This window comes from Streptomyces sp. NPDC003027 (assembly GCF_053591435.1).
The window spans coordinates 38,587-57,056 of the sequence record NZ_JBSFTU010000040.1; the positions used below are offsets into that span (position 1 = coordinate 38,587).

The window sequence follows — 18,470 nt, forward strand, 5'->3', positions numbered from 1 at the left end:
CCTTCCCGTACCGCAGCCGGTGCCGCCGGCCGCCGTTACTTCTTGCGGCGGCGGCCGCCGCCACCGCTCTTCTGCGCCTTGCGGCGCTCCGCCCGCGTCATCCCGTCGCCCGAGGAGACGGCGCCGTCGGCGATGAAGTCGCCCTCGACGACCGAGCCGTCACCGTCCACCTTCGGCGCGGAGAAGTGCAGCCGGTCCGGCCGCTGCGGGGCGTCGAGCCCCTTGGCACGGATCTCCGGACGGCCGGCACCCGCGGGCACCGCGTCCTTCTTGTCCAGCGAGGTCTTCGCGGCCGCGTCCTGCACCGGGACCTCCTCGACCTGCTGCTCGACCTGGACCTCCAGGTTGAACAGATAGCCGACGGACTCCTCCTTGATGCCCTCCATCATCGCGGTGAACATGTCGAAGCCCTCACGCTGGTACTCGACCAGCGGGTCCTTCTGCGCCATCGCGCGCAGGCCGATGCCCTCCTGGAGGTAGTCCATCTCGTAGAGGTGCTCGCGCCACTTGCGGTCGAGCACCGAGAGGACCACGCGGCGCTCCAGCTCGCGCATGATGTCCGAGCCGAGCGACTTCTCACGGGCGTCGTACTGCTCGTGGATGTCGTCCTTGACGGACTCGGCGATGAACTCGGCGGTGATGCCCGCGCGGTCGCCGGCCGCCTCCTCCAGCTCCTCGACGGTGACCTTGATCGGGTACAGCTGCTTGAACGCGGTCCACAGCCGGTCGAGGTCCCACTCCTCCGCGAAGCCCTCGGCCGTCTCCTGGCGGATGTAGTCGTCGATCGTGTCGTCCATGAAGTGGCGGATCTGCTCGTGCAGGTCCTCGCCCTCCAGGACGCGGCGACGCTCGCCGTAGATGACCTCGCGCTGCCGGTTGAGGACCTCGTCGTACTTCAGGACGTTCTTACGCGTCTCGAAGTTCTGGGTCTCCACCTGGGACTGCGCGGAGGCGATCGCGCGCGTGACCATCTTGTTCTCGATCGGCACGTCGTCGGGCACATTGGCCATGGCCATGACCCGCTCGACCATCTGGGCCTTGAACAGGCGCATCAGGTCGTCACCGAGGGAGAGGTAGAAACGGGACTCGCCCGGGTCGCCCTGACGGCCGGAACGGCCGCGCAGCTGGTTGTCGATCCGGCGGGACTCGTGGCGCTCGGTGCCCAGGACGTACAGGCCGCCGAGCGACTTGACCTCCTCGAACTCCGCCTTCACCGCGAGCTCGGCGCGCTCCAGGGCGGCGGGGAGGGCCGCGGCCCACTCCTCGGCGTGCTCGACCGGGTCCAGGCCGGCCTGGCGCAGCTCGGCCTCGGCGAGGTCGTCCGGGTTGCCGCCCAGCTTGATGTCGGTGCCTCGGCCCGCCATGTTCGTGGCGACCGTGACGGCTCCCTTGCGGCCGGCCTGCGCGACGATCGTCGCCTCACGGTCGTGCTGCTTGGCGTTGAGCACCTCGTGCTGGATGCCTCGCTTGGAGAGCTGCTGGGAGAGGTACTCGGACTTCTCGACCGACGTCGTACCGACGAGGATCGGCTGGCCCTTCTCGTGCTTCTCCGCGATGTCGTCGACGACGGCGGCGAACTTCGCGACCTCGGTGCGGTAGATCAGGTCGGACTGGTCCTTGCGGATCATCGGCCTGTTCGTCGGGATCGGGACGACACCGAGCTTGTAGATCTGGTGGAACTCCGCGGCCTCGGTCATGGCCGTACCGGTCATGCCGGAGAGCTTGTCGTAGAGGCGGAAGAAGTTCTGCAGGGTGATCGTGGCGAGGGTCTGGTTCTCGTCCTTGATGTCCACCCCTTCCTTCGCCTCGATCGCCTGGTGCATGCCCTCGTTGTAGCGGCGGCCGGCGAGGATACGGCCGGTGTGCTCGTCGACGATCATGACTTCGCCGTCGATGACGACGTAGTCCTTGTCCTTCTTGAACAGTTCCTTGGCCTTGATGGCGTTGTTCAGGTAACCGACGAGCGGGGTGTTCACCGACTCGTAGAGGTTGTCGATGCCCAGCCAGTCCTCGACCTTGGCGACACCGGACTCGTGGATGCCGACGGTGCGCTTCTTCTCGTCGACCTCGTAGTCGCCGGTCTCCTCGATGCCCTTGAGCGGGTTGCCGGGCTCACCTCTGGTGAGACGGGTGACCAGCTTGGCGAAGTCGCCGTACCACTTGGTGGCCTGGTCGGCCGGGCCGGAGATGATCAGCGGCGTACGGGCCTCGTCGACCAGGATGGAGTCGACCTCGTCGACACAGGCGAAGTTGTGGCCGCGCTGGACGAGCTCGTCCTTGGACCACGCCATGTTGTCGCGGAGGTAGTCGAAGCCGAATTCGTTGTTCGTGCCGTACGTGATGTCGCAGGCGTACTGCTCACGGCGCTGGGCCGGCGTCATGTTGGCCAGGATGCAGCCGACCGTGAGGCCGAGGAACTTGTGCACCCGGCCCATGAGCTCGGAGTCGCGCTCGGCGAGGTAGTCGTTCACCGTGATCAGGTGGACGCCCTTGCCGGACAGGGCGTTCAGGTACGCCGGGAGCGTGCCGACGAGGGTCTTGCCCTCACCGGTCTTCATCTCGGCCACATAGCCGAGGTGCAGGGCGGCGCCGCCCATCAGCTGCACGTCGTAGTGACGCTGGCCGAGGACGCGCTTGGCGGCCTCGCGGACGGTCGCGAAGGCCTCGGGGAGCAGGTCGTCGAGGCTCTCACCGTCGGCGTACCGCTGCTTGTACTCCTCGGTGAGCGCCCGCAACTCGGCGTCGGAGAGGTTGACGAAGTCCTCTTCGATGGAGTTGACCTGGTCCGCGATGCGGTGCAGTTTGCGCAGGATCTTGCCTTCGCCTGCACGCATGAGCTTGTTGAAGACGGACACTGAGGCTGGTCTCCTTGCCGGTCGGGCCTGGCACTGGGTCTTGTCATGACTCGGGCGCGGGCACGGCAGGTGGTCCCCACCGCAACGGCCATCGTAAGCGAGACCGCCGCCGCCCCGGGAGGCCCGCAGTGCCCGGAGGGTGCACCGCCGCCCGGAAAGACAACGCATCAGACGCTCGGAAGGTGCCGCGGGCTCCGAAAAGCGTTCGCACACCGGCGGCCGCATCACCACAATCCCGTCATGGAACCCATCACGCTGACCACCGAACGCCTGAGACTGCGCCCCTTCGTCCCGGAGGACGCGGAGGCGGTCTTCGCCGCCTGCCAGGACCCCGACATCCAGCGCTGGACGACGGTGCCCTCGCCGTACACCCGCCAGGACGCCGCGTACTTCCTTGAGCGGCTCGTGCCGGACGGGTGGCGCGACGGCGCGGAGTACACCTTCGCCGTCGAGCCCCGGGACGGCGGGCCGCTGATCGCCGCGACCGGTCTTCACGGCCGCGGTCCGGGCGTCCGGGAGGTCGGTTTCTGGGCCGCCAAGGAGCACCGCGCCCGGGGTTACGTGACGGAGGCCGTCGGCGCGCTGTCCCGGTGGGCCTTCACCGAGGGCGGCTGCCACCGGGTGGTGTGGCGGGCGGAGGTCGGCAACACGGGCTCGCGCACGGTCGCCGAGCGGAGCGGTTTCCGTATGGAGGGGGTCGAGCGCGCCGGGCTCACCCACCGGGGCACGCTCCGTGACTGCTGGGTCGCCTCGCTGCTCCCCTCCGACCTCGGCCTGCCGGGGCCGCTGCCGTATCTGCCCGCCGCGGACACCGGCCGCGGTGTCAGTGCCGGCCTCTAGGGTGCGGAGCATGACGACTGTGCCGCCGCCCGCTGTCGAACTCTCCGCCGACCAGGCCCGCCGGATAGCCCTGCGCGCCCAGGGTTTCCTGGGCGCGCCCGACCGCCGGGCCGGGGTGCGGGGCGTGCTGCGCCATCTCGGCCAGGTCCAGCTCGACACGATCTCGGTGCTGGCGCGCTCGCACGAGCTCATCCCGTACGCCCGCCTGGGCGCGGTGGGCCGTACGACGGTGGAGGAGGCGTACTGGACCGAGACGCACGCCTTCGAGTACTGGTCGCACGCGGCCTGCATCCTGCCCGTCGAGGAGTGGCCGCTCTTCGCCTTCCGCCGCCGCGCCTACCGCACCCGTCCGCAGTGGTACCACGAGCTGTCGGACGGGGCGTACGACGCGGTGATCAAGCAGCTGCGGACCGAGGGCCCGCAGACCGCGACCGAACTGGGCGGCGCGAAGAACAAGGGCGAGTGGTGGGACTGGTCCGAGTCGAAGGTCGCCGTCGAGCGGGCGCTGATGTACGGCGAGGTGGTCTGCACCGAGCGACGCGGCTGGAAGCGGGTCTACGACCTGGCGGAGCGGGCCATCCCGGACGCGCTGCTCCATGACGACCTCGACGACACCGAGTGCCTGCGGCGGCTGGTGCGGCAGGCGGGAGAGGCGCTGGGCGTGGGGACGCGCGCGGACATCGCCGACTACCACCGGATCAAGGGCGAGGCGTTCGACGCCGTGGTGGAGGCCTCCGGGCTCGTACCGGTCACGGTGGCGGGCTGGGCCAAGCCGGCCTGGGCCGATCCCGCCGCCCTGGCCACCGAACCGCGCGGACGGCACCGCACGACCCTGCTGTCACCGTTCGACTCGCTGATCTGGGAGCGGGCTCGCACGGAGCGGATCTTCGGCTTCACCCACCGGCTGGAGGCGTACGTACCGAAGCAGAAGCGGGTGCACGGCTACTTCGCGATGCCGCTGCTGTCGGGCGGCAGGCTCCTCGGCCGGGTCGACCCGGCGCGCGAGGGCAGGACGCTGGTGGCCAGGCAGGTCTCCCTGGACTCCCCGAAGGCGGTCGAGCCGATGGCCCGGGCGCTGCGTGAGGCGGCCGAGTGGGTGGGCTACGACAGCGTACGGATCGAGCGGACCGACCCTGCGGAGTTCGCCGCGCGGCTCACCGCCGCCCTCACCTGATCTCGAGGATCTTCTCCCGCATGGCGTAGACGACCGCTTCCATCCTGGAGTGCAGCTGGAGCTTCTCCAGGATGTTGCGGACGTGGTTCTTCACGGTGTTCTCGGAGATGAACAATTCCTTGGCGATGTCGCGGTTGTTCATTCCGGTCGCCACGAGTTTGAGAACCTCCAGCTCGCGGTCGGTCAGCCGGGGTGCGGGCACCAGCCTGCGTTCGTCGGTCCGCTGGATCATCGACTTGAACTCGGTGAGGAGTTTCGACGCCATCGAGGGGCTGATCTGCGACTGGCCGTCGGCGACCGCGCGAATCGCGGTGGCGACCTCGTCGGTGGAGATCTCTTTCAGGAGATATCCGGTCGCGCCCGCCTTGATCGCGTCGTAGAGGTCGGCCTCCTCGTCGCTGATCGTCAGCATGATGATCTTCGCGCTGGGGGCCACCTCCTTGATGGAGGTGCAGGCCTCGATCCCGCCGCGCTTGGGCATGCGCACATCCATCAGCACGATGTCCGGCAGCAGATCCGCGGCCTTGTCGACGGCCTCGGCCCCGTCGCCCGCCTCGCCGACGACCTGGATGTCCTCCTCCTGGGCGAGGACGATCTCCAGCCCGCGACGGAAAAGCGCGTGGTCATCCACCACCAGGACCCGGATCGGCTCCTTGCGGGATCCGCCGTTGGCCGAATCCGATGCCTCCGGGGTGGCCGCGCGATCGGGCTCCCGCCCGCTGTGCACCGGCCCGAAGCTGTCCGCCATCGTTCCTCCCCCTGAAGGCCGTGGCCTGAAGTCGTGTTCGGTCCTCCAACCGCTGCTCGACGAGCACCGGTTGGCGTGCACGCCATGATTTCATGCCCGGGCGGCGGCGCGGCGATCCCGTGGTCGCACGGGGGTGCCCCTGGGGGCGCACAGGGCGCTCCAGGGGCACCAGGACGGTCATGTAATGGTGCGCCGGGCGGCCGAGGTCAGCCGCCGAGGGCACCACCGGCGCCGCCGCCCTCGGCGAGCGGGTCGCTCTCCAGGTGGATGACGCCGTAGTCGTACGCGTGTCGCCGGTAGACGACGCTCGGCTGCTTGTTGTCGGAGTCGACGAACAGATAGAAGTCGTGCCCGACCAGCTCCATCTCGTAGAGCGCCTGGTCGAGGGTCATGGGTGCGGCCCTGTGCGTCTTCTCGCGTACCACCAGCGGGCCTTCGCCCTGCACTTCCAGCGAGCCCATCATCCTCGTGGGCACCGCGCTGGTCTCCTCACCGGCCGGCTCTCCGCTTCCGTTGAGCCGTGCGACACCCGGCACCACGTCGGCGACCTCGGCCGCCGAGATCCTGCCGCTGCCACGGCGGGTGTGCCGCTTGTCGTGCTGCTTGCGCAGTCGCGCCTCCAGCTTGTCGCTGGCGAGGTCGAGCGCTGCGTACGGGTCGCCTGCTGCCGCTTCCGCCCGGATCACCGGGCCTCGGGAGTGGAGGGTGATCTCCACGCGGTCGGACCGGTCGGCCTGCCGCGGGTTGTGCTCCTTGGACACCTCGACGTCGAGGCTGATCACCTTGCCGTCGAGCTTCTGGATCTTCTCCAGCTTCAGCTTCTCGGCCACGTGCTTGCGGAACCGCTCGGGCACCTCGGTCTTGCGGCCCTTGACGACGATGTCCACGCAGAACTCCGTTCCCGGATCGCCCAGACCGGCTTCTCGGCCGCTGGGCCTCTCCCTTTGCACCAGACTCCGGTGTTCACCGGAGTCTCGGACTTGGCGACTTTCACCTCCTCCTCCCCAGCGGGGAAGGTCTCCACCCCACCAAGCGGAGGTTAATTCGCCCTGAACTCCTGTCCTCCAGGCGCACCCGTGCAATCGGTGAAGCATGGCATTCGCCATTCCTCACAACCGAACATAGCTCGTTCGGACGGGTGTCGGCACCCGCTGCCTCCACTTACCTCCGTTCGGGTGTTTCCACCTCTCACCACCTGCAACGATGCGAGTTCCCCGTCAGTTCCGGTTTATTTCGAACGATGACGGAGAACAAGCGACGACCGCCGCCACCGGCTGTCCGAATCGGGTTTCCGCCCCGCCGCCGCTCAACCCTGGATCGAACGGCCGGTGTACGGCACGCAGTGCCCGCGCCGCCTCGGCCAGCGAGGCACCCGTGGTCATCAGGTCGTCCACCAGCACCACCCGCCCGCGCTCCGCCGGCCTCGCACCGCCGGGCACGACCTCGAGCGCCCCGGCCAGGTTGGCCAGCCGGCCGCGGGCGCCCAGGCCCGCCTGGTCGGCCACCTCCCGGCGCTGGCGAAGCAGCGGAAGCACCCGGGCGGCCCGACCCGAACGGCGCAGCCTGCCCGCCGCGGCCAGCGCGATCCGCCGCGTCGGATCGTGGCCACGCGCCCGCACCGACCGCCGCGACGAGGGCACCGGTACGAGGAGAAGGGGGCCTGCCCCAGGCGCGTCCCATGGCCCGGCAGCGGCCTCAACGGCCTGGGCCAGCGCATCGCCCAGAGGCCTGGCGAGGAAGAGCGCGCCACGCTCCTTGTGGGCGAGAAGCACGGACCGTACGGCGTCGGCGTAGGGCGCCGCCGCGTGCACGACCGGCAGCCCCGCCGGTTCGGGAGCGGGCCGGACCCGGCGCGGCCCGGGACCCGTCAGCTCCGCGCGGCACGGCGGGCACAGCTCGCTGCGGGCCCTGCCGCAGCCTCCGCAGGCGACCGGCAGCACCAGCCCGGCGATCTCGCGCCACCACCCCCGCATGGCTCCACTGTCCTCCTGGCGGCCCGCCCCGGCCACCCCTGTGGACAACCGGCGCCGGGCTTGCGGCGGGCGGGCGGCTAACCCGGATAGACCGGCGCGGAGCCCGTCACATCGGCCAGCCGCTGCCAGTTCGCGCCCGGCACGAGCCGCACGATGCCGTCGTTGCCGGAGTCGGCCACCACGGGGGCCCGGTCGTCGTGGGGCGCGGCGACCGCCGTGACACCGTTGAGGCCCGGCAGCAGCGACGAGGCGGAGGTCGCGCCGTCCGTCTGGAGGTAGCGCACCTGCTGCACGCCGCCGGCCTCCTTGCCGACCACGACGAGCCGGCTCGGCCCGGCCCAGGACACGGCCGTGACCGCCTCCATGTGCGGCGCCACGGGCTGCAGCGCGTCGACCGAGACGACCGGGCGGCTCCCGCCGCCGTCCCGCTCCACGCGCCCGATCTTCAGGGTGGTGCCCCCGTCCTCCGCCTTGAGCAGCAGCGCGATCCGCACACCGTCCGCGGAGACCCGCAGGGACTCCAGACGGTCGCCGTCCGCCAGCCAGGGGGCGCGGACCTCCACGGGCTCTCCCTCGCCGTCCGGGATCATCCACAGGCGTGGCCTCACCGGGTCGCGGTCCGCCACCCACAGGTCGCCCCGGCCGTCCCAGCTCGGCGCGGACAGCCGGTCCTCGGGCCGGACGGCGTTGCTCCGCACCAGGGCGGGGCGCAGCTCGTGGTCGGAGAGGATCGACGCGACGCGCAGCTCGTGGCCGTCCTTGCCCACGCCGGCCGCCCGGCGCTCGTCGCGGTCGACGGCGACCGACCGCAGAGGCATCGCTCCCCTGCCGAACGGGCCGAGCGTCCCGTCCTGCTCCTCGTTGGCCTTGTCGCCGACCGGTACGGCCATCAGCTTGCCGGTCTCGTCGACGTAGAACGGGTTCTCCGCCCGGCCCGAGTCCCGTACCGCCGCGAATTCCAGCGCCGCCTGCTTGCCCATGGAGCACAGCCGCCCGCCGTCCGACCCGCGCTGCAGCTCGACCTGCTCCACCCGTACGGAGGTCAGGTCGCCGAGCGTGAGCAGCAGCTGCGCCGCCATCCGCCGGCACACCGCCCCGCCCACATGGTCGGCCTTGGAGTTCAGCGGCACCTTCAGCGTGGACTGGTCGTCCGTCGACAGCGTCGTGACGCCGTCCTTCAGCGCCGTCCCGGAGGGGAAACTCGAATCGACGGCCGGCTTCAGCCAGTTCGTGGGTCCCGCGAGCAGCGCCTTGACGGTCTGCGTCACCGGATCCATCCGGGTGGCCGGGTCCTGCCGCTGCCGGATGTAGACCGGGTCGGCGACGAGCCAGTCCTCGCCGGACGCGAAGTAGTACGTGTCGACGGAGCGGTAGTTGCGCTGGAAGTCGGCCTCGCTGAGCACCAGGCCCGGCGGGAGGCGGTCGATGCGCCACTCGCTGCCCTTGCCGTCGGCGGTGGGCTGCTGCACGACGTGGATCGAGTCCCGGAAGTCGGCGGGACCGACCGGCTTGTAGGCGTGCCGACCGTCGACGGTCGCGATCTGCCGGCCCCCGATGGGGTAGGACCGCCCAGGTGTCCCCGGGTCGGTGGGCCGGTCCGCCTGGCCGCGGTCCGGAGCCGTGGTGAGCACGGTGATCCTCTGCTCCGGCTTCCAGGCCCGCGCGGCCTGCTTGGTCAGATAGGTGCGGGCGGTGGCGAAGCCGGGGTCGTCACTCGTCATGGCCTCCAGGAAGCCGTCGACGATCTCGACCGGATCCGCGTTCTCCCGCGGCTGCACGGCGTACACCCGCACCTGCGAGTCACCGGGGTTGGTCGCCTTCACCGGGCGTACGTCGCCGCTGTCGGGCATCGACGCGCACCCGGCCACCAGCAGCGCGCCCGCGAGCAGGGCTCCCGCCCGCACGGACCGCCCGCGCCCGAAGTGTCCGGGTCCGGCGGTCGCGATGGGCGCCGCCTCAGCGGTTTCCGGACTGCGGCCCGCCGGCCACGCGCGCGTGCCGTCGGTCTTCCGTCCCCGCCCCGGGTGCTGTCCTCGGGAGTCAGCGCCCACGTGTCCTGTCCTCCGCCTCGGTGTTGGTCGACGCCATCGCCTCATCGCTGTCGGACTCGGTCGCGGCCCGTGGGACCACCCGGGCCCCGCTGCCGGGCAGCGCCGTCGGGTCCGCCGACGCCCGCGGGACCGCGGGCATCCGCGGTGGTACGGGCAGGGCCGGATGGTGACCGGCGGGCTGCGTCGGCACCGAGGTGAGACGCGACCCGCTCTCCCGCACCGGCCCGGCCGCGGCCTGTTCGCGGTTGCGCCGCGAGTCCTCCGGCTCCAGGGGGATCGGAGAACCGCGCAGCGGCTCGTCCGCCGTACGCGGCAGGGTCAGCCGGAACTGCGAGCCGCCGCCCGGCTCGCCCCACGCCTGCAGCCAGCCGCCGTGCAGCCGCGCGTCCTCCACGGCGATGGACAGGCCCAGGCCCGTTCCTCCGGTGGTACGCGCGCGTGCCGGGTCGGCCCGCCAGAACCGGTTGAAGACCCGGGTCGCCTCGCCGGGCTTGAGCCCCACTCCGTAGTCCCGCACCGCGATCGCGACGGCGCCGCCCGCCGACGCGAGCTTGACGACCACATCGCGGCCCTCGCCGTGCTCCACGGCGTTGACGACCAGGTTGCGCAGCACGCGCTCGACCCGTCGGGGGTCCGCCTCGGCCACGACCGGCTGATCGTCTCCGACGACCACGATCCGGCCGCCCTTGCGTTCCACGAGCGGCTCGGCGCCGCCGATCACCCGCCGTACGACCTGCCGCAGATCTATCGCCTCGGCCTCCAGCGCCGCCGCTCCCGCGTCGAAGCGGCTGATCTCCAGCAGATCGGAGAGCAGCGACTCGAAGCGGTCGAGCTGGTCGCCGAGCAGCTCGGCGGAGCGGGCGGTGACCGGGTCGAAGTCGGCGCGCGCCTCGTGGATGACGTCGGCCGCCATCCGCACCGTCGTCAGCGGTGTGCGCAGCTCGTGGGAGACGTCCGAGACGAACCGCCGCTGCATCCGGGAGAGCTCCTCCAGCTGCTGGATCTTGAGCTGGAGGTTCTGCGCCATCTTGTTGAAGGCTTCACCGAGGCGGGCGATGTCGTCCTCGCCGGTGACCTTCATCCGCTCCTGGAGCCGGCCGGCCGAGAGCCGCTCGACGATCCCGGCCGCCATCCGCACCGGGGTGACGATCTGGCGCACCACCAGCCAGGCGATGGCGCCGAGCAGCACCACGACGAACAGCCCGGCGGTCGCCAGCGTGCCCTTGACCAGGGCGAGGGAGTCCTCCTCCTGGGCCAGCGGGAAGAGGTAGTACAGCTCGTACTGCGTGCCCTCGGCGTCATTGAGCCGCTTGCCGACCACCAGGCCGGGCTCGGAGGACTTGCCGTTGGTGTAGTGGATCCGGGTGTACGTCTGGAAGGAGCCCGTCCCCTGGGCCACGGAGTGCCGCAGGTCGCCGGGGATGCTCGTGACGGGGTCGACCTCACCGGAGGCACGGGCGCCGCGGCTCGCGGTCCCCTCCGGCCGCTCCAGGGAGAGCGCCACCACGTTGTACGCGCTCTGGCCACCACTGGCGAGTTGCTCGACCAGGGTGGAGCGCCAGGTCACCGACGCCCCGGCCCGACCGCCGTTCTGGCCGCCCGGACCGCTCGGCGTGGTCGCGGCCTTGTCCTGGGCGGCGGAGAACCCGCCCGCCGCCTGGCTCTGGGCGGCCTTCTCCTTGGCGTCGAGCAGACCGTTGCGGACCTGCCCGATGACGACCAGGCCGAGGAGCAGCACCACACCGAGCGACATCAGCAGGGTGCCCGCCACCACGCGCATCTGGATGTTCCGCCGCCACAGCCGTACGGCGGGCAGCAGCGGGCGCCGCACCCAGCGCGCGAAGAGCCGGAGCACCGGTCCGCCCGGCGCCCCGCCCTGGAGCAGACGGCCGAATCGCGAGCCCCCCCGCCCCGGTCCGGCAGTCCGCCCCGACCGGACGCCCGGCTCGCCGGGCTTCGGAGCAGTACTGCCTGCGCTCATGTCAGCTCGGCCCCGCCTTGTAACCGACGCCTCGGACGGTCACCACGATCTCCGGGCGCTCGGGGTCCTTCTCGACCTTCGAGCGCAGCCTCTGCACGTGGACGTTGACCAGCCGGGTGTCGGCCGCGTGCCGGTAGCCCCACACCTGTTCCAGCAGGACCTCACGGGTGAAGACCTGCCACGGCTTGCGGGCCAGCGCGACGAGCAGGTCGAACTCGAGCGGCGTCAGGGCGATGGACTGCCCGTCCCGCTTCACCGAGTGACCGGCGACGTCGATGACCAGGTCACCGATGGAGAGCTGCTCGGGCGCGGGCTCCTCCGACCGCCGCAGGCGCGCCCGGATACGGGCGACGAGCTCCTTCGGCTTGAACGGCTTCACGATGTAGTCGTCGGCCCCGGACTCAAGACCCACCACCACGTCGACGGTGTCGCTCTTGGCCGTCAGCATGACGATGGGTACACCGGACTCGGCCCTGATGAGCCGGCACACCTCGATGCCGTCCCTGCCGGGCAGCATCAGGTCCAGCAGCACCAGGTCCGGCTTGGCCTCACGGAACGCGGCAAGCGCCTTGTCACCGTCCGCCACGAACGACGGCTCGAACCCTTCACCCCGCAGCACGATCCCGAGCATCTCGGCAAGTGCGGTGTCGTCGTCGACGACAAGAACGCGTCCCTTCATATCGACATCATCCCATTTCCGTATCAGTCTGGAGGCGGCTGGTGAGATACCTCACTGACCAGCGATGACGTCCGTGATCGTCCACTGTTGGCCGCCCCTGTCCGTGGGTGCTGATGTCTGACATGGATGTCACCCCGTAGCCCCCGTAGCCGCCCTGAACCGTACCCCGAGCAGGGCTGTATGGCCCATGGAGCGGATCGGGTCACCCGTCGGGCCCGGCGAAGGCTCGACTTTCGGCTGAAAACCTCCCCGCCGTCGGGGACGGCGGTCCGCCGAAGACGGTGCCGGGCACCTTTCCCGAACCTGTCGCGACGCCACCGCGACACCTCGCCGCACCCCGGGTCGTGGTCGGGAGCGATGGTCCGGCTCCGGCCGTCGCCGCTGCGGTTTGTGCCCACTGATCAGGCATCAGCCCCATCTGCCCCCCGGGGCTCCCACAATGGAGGTGAGAAGGAGATACGGGCCCTCGCCCACGGGCGGTCCCCGCGTGGCACGATGGCTCCCGGCCCGCCACCCGAACAGGCAGGCGGCCGCTGTGACCGAGCCGGCTCGCCGAGCCGGCCCCGCGACCATTCCTCGAGGTGGACGACCGTGAACGACACTCCGGGCTGGGCCTCGCCCGGGTCTGCTTCCTCCGACGGTCAGGACGGTTCCGGGCCCGCCCGGCCCGCCGAACCCGGCGACGCCAACGGTTCCGCCCCCCAGTGGTCCAAGGTGCAGCCGCCCGCAGGGCAGTGGTCTCCGCCGACCGCGCCGGTGCCCGGTCAGGCCCCGACGCCTCCCGCCGGTCCCGGCTGGGGCGGCGGACCGGTACAGCCCGGCCACTGGGGCAAGCCGCCGGCCGCCAAGCCGGGTGTGATCCCGCTGCGCCCGCTGGGCATGGGCGAGATCCTCGACGGCGCGGTGTCGACCCTGCGCGGATACTGGCGCACGGTCCTGGCCGTCACGGTCACGGTCGCGGTGATCTCCCAGGTCGTCGACATCCTCGTCCAGCGTTATCTCGTCCCCACCCCGCCGGAGCTCAACCCGGAGGCGACCCCGGCCGAGGCCATGGCCGAACTCGGCGAGTTCATGCAGGTGACCCTGCTCAGCTCCGCCCCGTCGATCCTCATCGTGCTGACGGCCACCCTGGTCAGCGCCGCGCTCCTCACCGTCGTCATCAGCCGCGCGGTCCTGGGCCGCCCGGTGACGGTCGGTGCCGCCTGGCGCGAAGCCCGCCCCCGGCTGCTTCAACTGCTCGGTCTGACGCTGCTGCTCGCGCTGTTGAGCCCGCTCATCATCACCGTCGGCCTGCTGCCCGGCCTCCTGATCGGTGACGCCGGCGGCGTCGCCCTGGCCGTCCTCGGCGGTCTGGCCGGTTTCGTCGTCGCCGTCTGGCTGATGGTCCGCTTCAGCCTGTCCTCTCCCGCGCTGATGCTGGAGCGACAGGGCGTCATCCCGTCGATGAAGCGCTCGGCCAAGCTGGTCAAGGGCTCCTGGTGGCGGATCTTCGGCATCACGGTGCTCACCCAGCTGCTGCTGTTGGTCCTCTCGCTGATCATCGTGGTGCCGTTCACGGCCCTGGCCCTCTTCGCCGACGGCACCAGCATGGCCGACATGGTCTCCGACACGGCCCCCGAGTTCGGGTGGGGCTACCTCATCGTCATGGGCATCGGTGGAGTGATCACCAGCGCGATCACCTACCCGATCTCCGCCGGCGTGACCGTCCTCCTCTACGTGGACCAGCGCATCCGCCGCGAGGCGCTGGACCTCGAACTCGCCCGCGCCGCCGGCCTCCCCGGCTACGGCCCCACGCCGGGCGACCAGTCCTCCGGGAGCTGACGGCGTGAGGGCCACGGGGGGCACGATCACGGCGGGACCGCCGATCGGCGACGACGTACCGCTGGAGATCACTCGCGTCCCCGCCCGCGAGGCGGCGGAGCGCGAGCTGTCCAAGCCGATGTACCACGAGAACGACCCCAATCTGCTCCAGCGCGGTCTCGACCGCTTCTGGGAGTGGGTGGCCGGTGTCTTCGACGCGGCCTCCTCCGCCGCTCCCGGCGGACTGCTGGGCCTCCTCGTGATCTTCCTGGTCGTGCTCGTCGTGATCGGCGCCCTGTGGTGGCGGCTCGGCACCCCGCAGCGGACGCCGAGCACCGGTGACTCACTGTTCGCGGAAGGCCCCCGCACGGCCGCCGAGCACCGCGCGACCGCGGCCCGGCACGCCTCCGAGGGCCGCTGGAACCAGGCCGTCCAGGAACGGATGCGGGCCATCGTCCGCTCCCTCGAGGAGCGCACCGTGCTCGACCCGCGTCCCGGTCGCACCGCCGACGAGGCCGCGGCCGAGGCGGGCCGCTCCCTGCCCGGCCACGCGGACGAACTGCGCTCCGCCGCCCGTACCTTCGACGACGTCACATACGGCGGCCGCACGGCCGACGAGGTCGCATACCGGCGCGTCGAGAAGCTGGACGTTTCCCTGGAGCGGACGAAGCCCGCGCTCGACCTCTCTTCCCCGGGGACGCCCGTATGAGCCGGCAGCGCACCAGCCCCACCTCGACCTCGCTGGCTCCCCGTCAGCTCTGGACCCGCACCCGAGGGGTGCTCCTCGTCCTGGGCCTGATCCTGATCGGCGGCCTCGTCGTCGCGACCATGCGCTCCGCCGACCACCACGGCCACCTCGATCCGCGGTCCGCCGATCCGAACGGCAGCCGGGCGGTCGCCGAGATCCTCAAGGCGCAGGGCATCACCCTGCAGATCGCCACCACCCTCGACGAGGTCACCGCCGCGACCGGCGCGGACACCACCGTTCTGGTCACCACCCCGGATCTGCTGACAGGCTCTCAGCAGACCACGCTGTACGCGGCGATGAACGCCTCGGGCGGCCGTACCGTTCTCCTCGGGGCCGGTGATGCCTCCATCGGCACCCTCGCCCCCGGCATCGCCTCCGCCACCAGCACCCCGGTGGCGGCCCGCGAGCCCCGTTGTTCCTTCCCGGCCGCGGTCCGCGCCGGCAGTGTCGACATCGGCGGCGAGCGGTACGTCACCGCCGTCGACGGCGCCGAGAGCTGCTACCCCGCCGACGGCCGACCGTCCCTGGTCGCCGTCGAGAGCCCCGGGGGCGGCGACACCGTGCTCCTCGGCTCCCCGGACATCTTCTACAACGACCGCCTCGACCAGCAGGGCAACGCCTCGCTCGCTCTGCAACTCCTCGGCTCGCGCCCTCATATCGTCTGGTACCTCCCTTCTCTCACGGATGCTTCCGCCACTGAGGGCGACCCTGACGGCACGTCCGATGACAGCGCCGCCGACGGCTTTCTCGCCCTCGTACCTTCCGGCTGGCTGTGGGGCACGCTCCAACTCGCCGTCGCCGCCCTCCTCGCCGCTCTCTGGCGCGGCCGCCGTCTCGGCCCGCTGGTGACCGAACGGCTTCCCGTCGCCATCCGCGCCTCGGAAGCCACCGAGGGCCGGGCCCGCCTCTACCGCAAGGCCAACGCCCGCGACCGCGCGGCCTCCGTCCTGCGTACCGCGTCCCGCAGCCGGATCGCCCCTCTCCTCGGCGTCGCCGCACAGGACGCCCACTCCCCCGAGGCCCTGCTCCCCGCGCTCTCCGCCCGTCTCGCCGGGACCGCCCGGGACCCCAGGGACCTTCTCTTCGGCCCGGCTCCCGCCGACGACGCCGCTCTCATCCGCCTGGCGGACCACCTCGACGCCCTCGAAAGAGAGGTACGCACTTCATGAGCGCCCCGACCCCCGAGACCCCTACGAACTCGGACAGCGCCCGCGCCTCCCTGGAGGCCCTGCGCACCGAGATCGCGAAGGCCGTGGTCGGCCAGGACCCCGCCGTCACCGGACTGGTCGTCGCACTGCTGTGCCGGGGCCATGTCCTGCTGGAAGGTGTCCCCGGCGTCGCCAAGACCCTGCTGGTCCGCGCGCTCGCCGCCGCTCTCGAACTGGACACCAAGCGCGTGCAGTTCACCCCCGATCTGATGCCGAGCGACGTCACCGGCTCACTCGTCTATGACGCCCGTACCGCCGAGTTCTCCTTCCAGCCGGGTCCGGTCTTCACCAACCTGCTTCTCGCGGACGAGATCAACCGCACGCCCCCGAAGACGCAGTCCTCCCTCCTGGAGGCGATGGAGGAGCGTCAGGTCACGGTCGACGGCACCCCCCGCCCGCTCCCCGACCCGTTCCTGGTCGCCGCGACCCAGAACCCGGTCGAGTACGAGGGCACCTACCCCCTCCCCGAGGCCCAGCTCGACCGCTTCCTGCTCAAGCTGACGGTCCCGCTTCCCTCCCGCGAGGACGAGATCAGCGTCCTGACCCGGCATGCCGACGGCTTCAATCCTCGCGACCTCCGGGCCGCCGGCGTCCGTCCGGTCGCCGGCCCCGCCGAGCTCGAAGCCGCCCGCGCCGCCGTCGCCAAGACCTCGGTCTCCCCCGAGATCGCCGGCTATGTCGTCGATATCTGTCGTGCCACGCGTGAATCCCCCTCGCTCACCCTCGGTGTCTCCCCCCGAGGCGCCACCGCTCTGCTCTCCACCGCCCGTGCCTGGGCCTGGCTCACCGGCCGGGACTACGTCACCCCGGACGATGTGAAGGCCCTCGCTCTGCCCACCCTGCGCCATCGCATCCAGCTGCGGCCCGAGGCCGAGATGGAGGGAGTCACCGCCGACTCCGTCATCAACTCGATCCTCGCCCACGTCCCCGTACCCCGCTGAGAACGGCGCCCCATGGCCCTCACCGGACGCACCGCACTGCTCGCCGCCCTCGGATCGCTCCCCGTCGGCATCCTCGCCCCCAGCTGGACGGGAATGCTCGCCGTGAACGCGCCCCTCTCCCTCGCAATTCTGTGCGACTACGCGATGGCCGCGCCAGTGCGAACGCTGCGATTCACTCGAAGCGGTGACACAACAGTTCGACTGGGTGACGAGGTCGAGGTTCAGCTCACCGTCACCAACCCCTCCCGCCGTCGACTGCGCGCCCACCTCCGTGACGCCTGGCCGCCCAGCAGCTGGCTCCCGGGCACGGAGCAGGCCGCGTCCCGCACGAAGCTGGCGGTTCCCGCCGGGGAACGCCGCCGCGTCACGACGTCTCTCCATCCGACCCGACGGGGCGACTGGCACGCGGAGCGCGTCACGGTTCGCTCCTACGGCCCCCTGGGTCTGGCCGCCCGGCAGGGCAGTCACCAGGTGCCCTGGACGGTCCGTGTCCTGCCACCGTTCACCAGCCGGAAGCATCTGCCGTCACGGCTGGCCCGTCTGCGCGAACTCGACGGCCGCACGAGCGTCCTCACCCGCGGCGAGGGCACCGAGTTCGACAGCCTCCGCGAGTACGTCCCCGGTGATGACACCCGGTCCATCGACTGGCGGGCAACGGCTCGTCAGACCACGGTGGCGGTACGCACATGGAGGCCGGAGCGGGACCGGCACATCCTGATCGTCCTGGACACCGGCCGCACCTCGGCCGGCCGTGTCGGCGACGTCCCCCGCCTCGACGCCGCGATGGACGCCGCCTTGCTTCTGACCGCGCTGGCCTCCCGTGCGGGAGACCGCGTCGATCTCCTGGCGTACGACCGCCGCCTTCGCGCTCAGGTCCAGGGCCGGTCGGCGGGCGACGTTCTGCCGGCCATGGTCAACGCCATGGCACCGTTGGAGCCGGAGCTCGTGGAGACGGATGCGCGCGGCCTCGCCGCCATGGCACTGGCCCGGGCCCCCCGCCGCTCTCTCCTCGTCCTGCTGACCAGTCTGGACGCGGCGCCGATCGAGGAGGGTCTCCTCCCCGTTCTCCCTCAGCTCACCCAGCGGCACACGGTTCTGGTGGCCTCTGTCGCCGACCCGCACACTGCGCGGATGGCAGTGTCCCGCGGCACGATCGACGGTGTGTACGAGGCCGCGGCCGCGACACAGTCCCAGGCCCAGCGTCGCCGTACGGCGGACCAGCTCCAGCGCCACGGTGTCACGGTCGTCGACGCGACCCCTGACAATCTGGCACCGGCCTTGGCGGACGCGTATCTGGCTTTGAAGGCCGCCGGCCGTCTTTGATCTGATGCCGGTGTGGACTCCTTGACGGGGGCCACACCGGCTGTGCTTCCTGTTCGGGTCCTGAACGCAGAAAAGCCCCGCACCAGAAGGTGCGGGGCTTTCCCACAATGATTGTTCGGCGGCGTCCTACTCTCCCACAGGGTCCCCCC

Annotated in this window: 14 protein-coding genes; 7 read left to right on the plus strand and 7 right to left on the minus strand. The window is 71.2% G+C overall.

Annotation, left to right across the window (positions count from 1 at the left end):
- Positions 1-35: 35 nt before the first annotated feature.
- Entirely contained in the window at positions 36-2,855 is a 2,820-nt protein-coding gene (gene secA, locus ACWDX6_RS24735; RefSeq protein WP_451487073.1) for a preprotein translocase subunit SecA, read from the minus strand.
- 240 nt (positions 2,856-3,095) lie between these two features.
- Between secA and ACWDX6_RS24740 the strand changes: the two genes are divergently transcribed.
- Positions 3,096-3,695 carry a GNAT family N-acetyltransferase gene (locus ACWDX6_RS24740; RefSeq protein ID WP_451487074.1) on the plus strand — a complete coding sequence of 200 codons (600 nt, stop codon included), beginning with the start codon at positions 3,096-3,098 and terminating at the stop codon, positions 3,693-3,695.
- A gap of 10 nt (positions 3,696-3,705) precedes the next feature.
- A complete protein-coding gene (locus tag ACWDX6_RS24745) occupies positions 3,706-4,869 on the plus strand; it encodes a winged helix-turn-helix domain-containing protein (RefSeq protein WP_451487075.1) in 1,164 nt (387 codons plus the stop codon).
- On the opposite strand, the gene ACWDX6_RS24750 is transcribed toward ACWDX6_RS24745, so the two are convergent.
- The 6 genes from ACWDX6_RS24750 to mtrA all read right to left on the minus strand — a co-directional run bounded on the left by ACWDX6_RS24750 (position 4,862) and on the right by mtrA (position 12,301).
- Positions 4,862-5,617: a response regulator gene (locus tag ACWDX6_RS24750; RefSeq protein WP_451487076.1), complete on the minus strand. Its 756-nt coding sequence runs from the start codon at positions 5,615-5,617 to the stop codon at positions 4,862-4,864. The two genes, ACWDX6_RS24745 and ACWDX6_RS24750, sit on opposite strands and share 8 nt — an antisense overlap.
- Positions 5,618-5,823: 206 nt before the next feature.
- The gene (hpf, locus tag ACWDX6_RS24755) at positions 5,824-6,504 is read right to left on the minus strand and encodes a ribosome hibernation-promoting factor, HPF/YfiA family (protein ID WP_403294342.1); all 681 of its coding nucleotides are present in this window, start codon (positions 6,502-6,504) and stop codon (positions 5,824-5,826) included.
- Between the two features lie 330 nt (positions 6,505-6,834).
- On the minus strand, positions 6,835-7,590 hold the full coding sequence (locus ACWDX6_RS24760) for a ComF family protein (RefSeq protein WP_451487077.1): 756 nt from the start codon (positions 7,588-7,590) through the stop codon (positions 6,835-6,837).
- Between the two features lie 77 nt (positions 7,591-7,667).
- Positions 7,668-9,440, minus strand: a complete 1,773-nt coding sequence (locus tag ACWDX6_RS24765; RefSeq protein WP_451487089.1) for an LpqB family beta-propeller domain-containing protein — start codon at positions 9,438-9,440, stop codon at positions 7,668-7,670.
- Between the two features lie 190 nt (positions 9,441-9,630).
- A complete protein-coding gene (gene mtrB, locus ACWDX6_RS24770) occupies positions 9,631-11,622 on the minus strand; it encodes an MtrAB system histidine kinase MtrB (protein WP_451487078.1) in 1,992 nt (663 codons plus the stop codon).
- 1 nt (position 11,623) lies between these two features.
- Positions 11,624-12,301 (minus strand): two-component system response regulator MtrA, encoded by a 678-nt coding sequence (gene mtrA / locus ACWDX6_RS24775; protein WP_356889901.1) that lies wholly within the window; start codon positions 12,299-12,301, stop codon positions 11,624-11,626.
- Positions 12,302-12,892: 591 nt separating this feature from the next.
- Between mtrA and ACWDX6_RS24780 the strand changes: the two genes are divergently transcribed.
- Genes ACWDX6_RS24780 through ACWDX6_RS24800 form a run of 5 tightly spaced genes read left to right on the plus strand, consistent with a single transcriptional unit; the run spans position 12,893 to position 18,321 of the window.
- Complete coding sequence (locus ACWDX6_RS24780; RefSeq protein ID WP_451487079.1) at positions 12,893-14,122, plus strand: hypothetical protein; 1,230 nt, start codon at positions 12,893-12,895, stop codon at positions 14,120-14,122.
- A 4-nt stretch (positions 14,123-14,126) separates the two neighbouring features.
- Entirely contained in the window at positions 14,127-14,810 is a 684-nt protein-coding gene (locus ACWDX6_RS24785; RefSeq protein WP_451487080.1) for a DUF4129 domain-containing protein, read from the plus strand.
- Entirely contained in the window at positions 14,807-16,018 is a 1,212-nt protein-coding gene (locus tag ACWDX6_RS24790) for a DUF4350 domain-containing protein (RefSeq protein WP_451487081.1), read from the plus strand. Before ACWDX6_RS24785 ends, ACWDX6_RS24790 begins: the two co-directional genes overlap by 4 nt.
- On the plus strand, positions 16,015-16,998 hold the full coding sequence (locus ACWDX6_RS24795) for an AAA family ATPase (protein WP_451487082.1): 984 nt from the start codon (positions 16,015-16,017) through the stop codon (positions 16,996-16,998). The genes ACWDX6_RS24790 and ACWDX6_RS24795 overlap by 4 nt, the downstream gene beginning before the upstream one ends.
- A gap of 12 nt (positions 16,999-17,010) precedes the next feature.
- Positions 17,011-18,321: a DUF58 domain-containing protein gene (locus ACWDX6_RS24800; protein ID WP_451487083.1), complete on the plus strand. Its 1,311-nt coding sequence runs from the start codon at positions 17,011-17,013 to the stop codon at positions 18,319-18,321.
- Positions 18,322-18,470 lie beyond the last annotated feature (149 nt).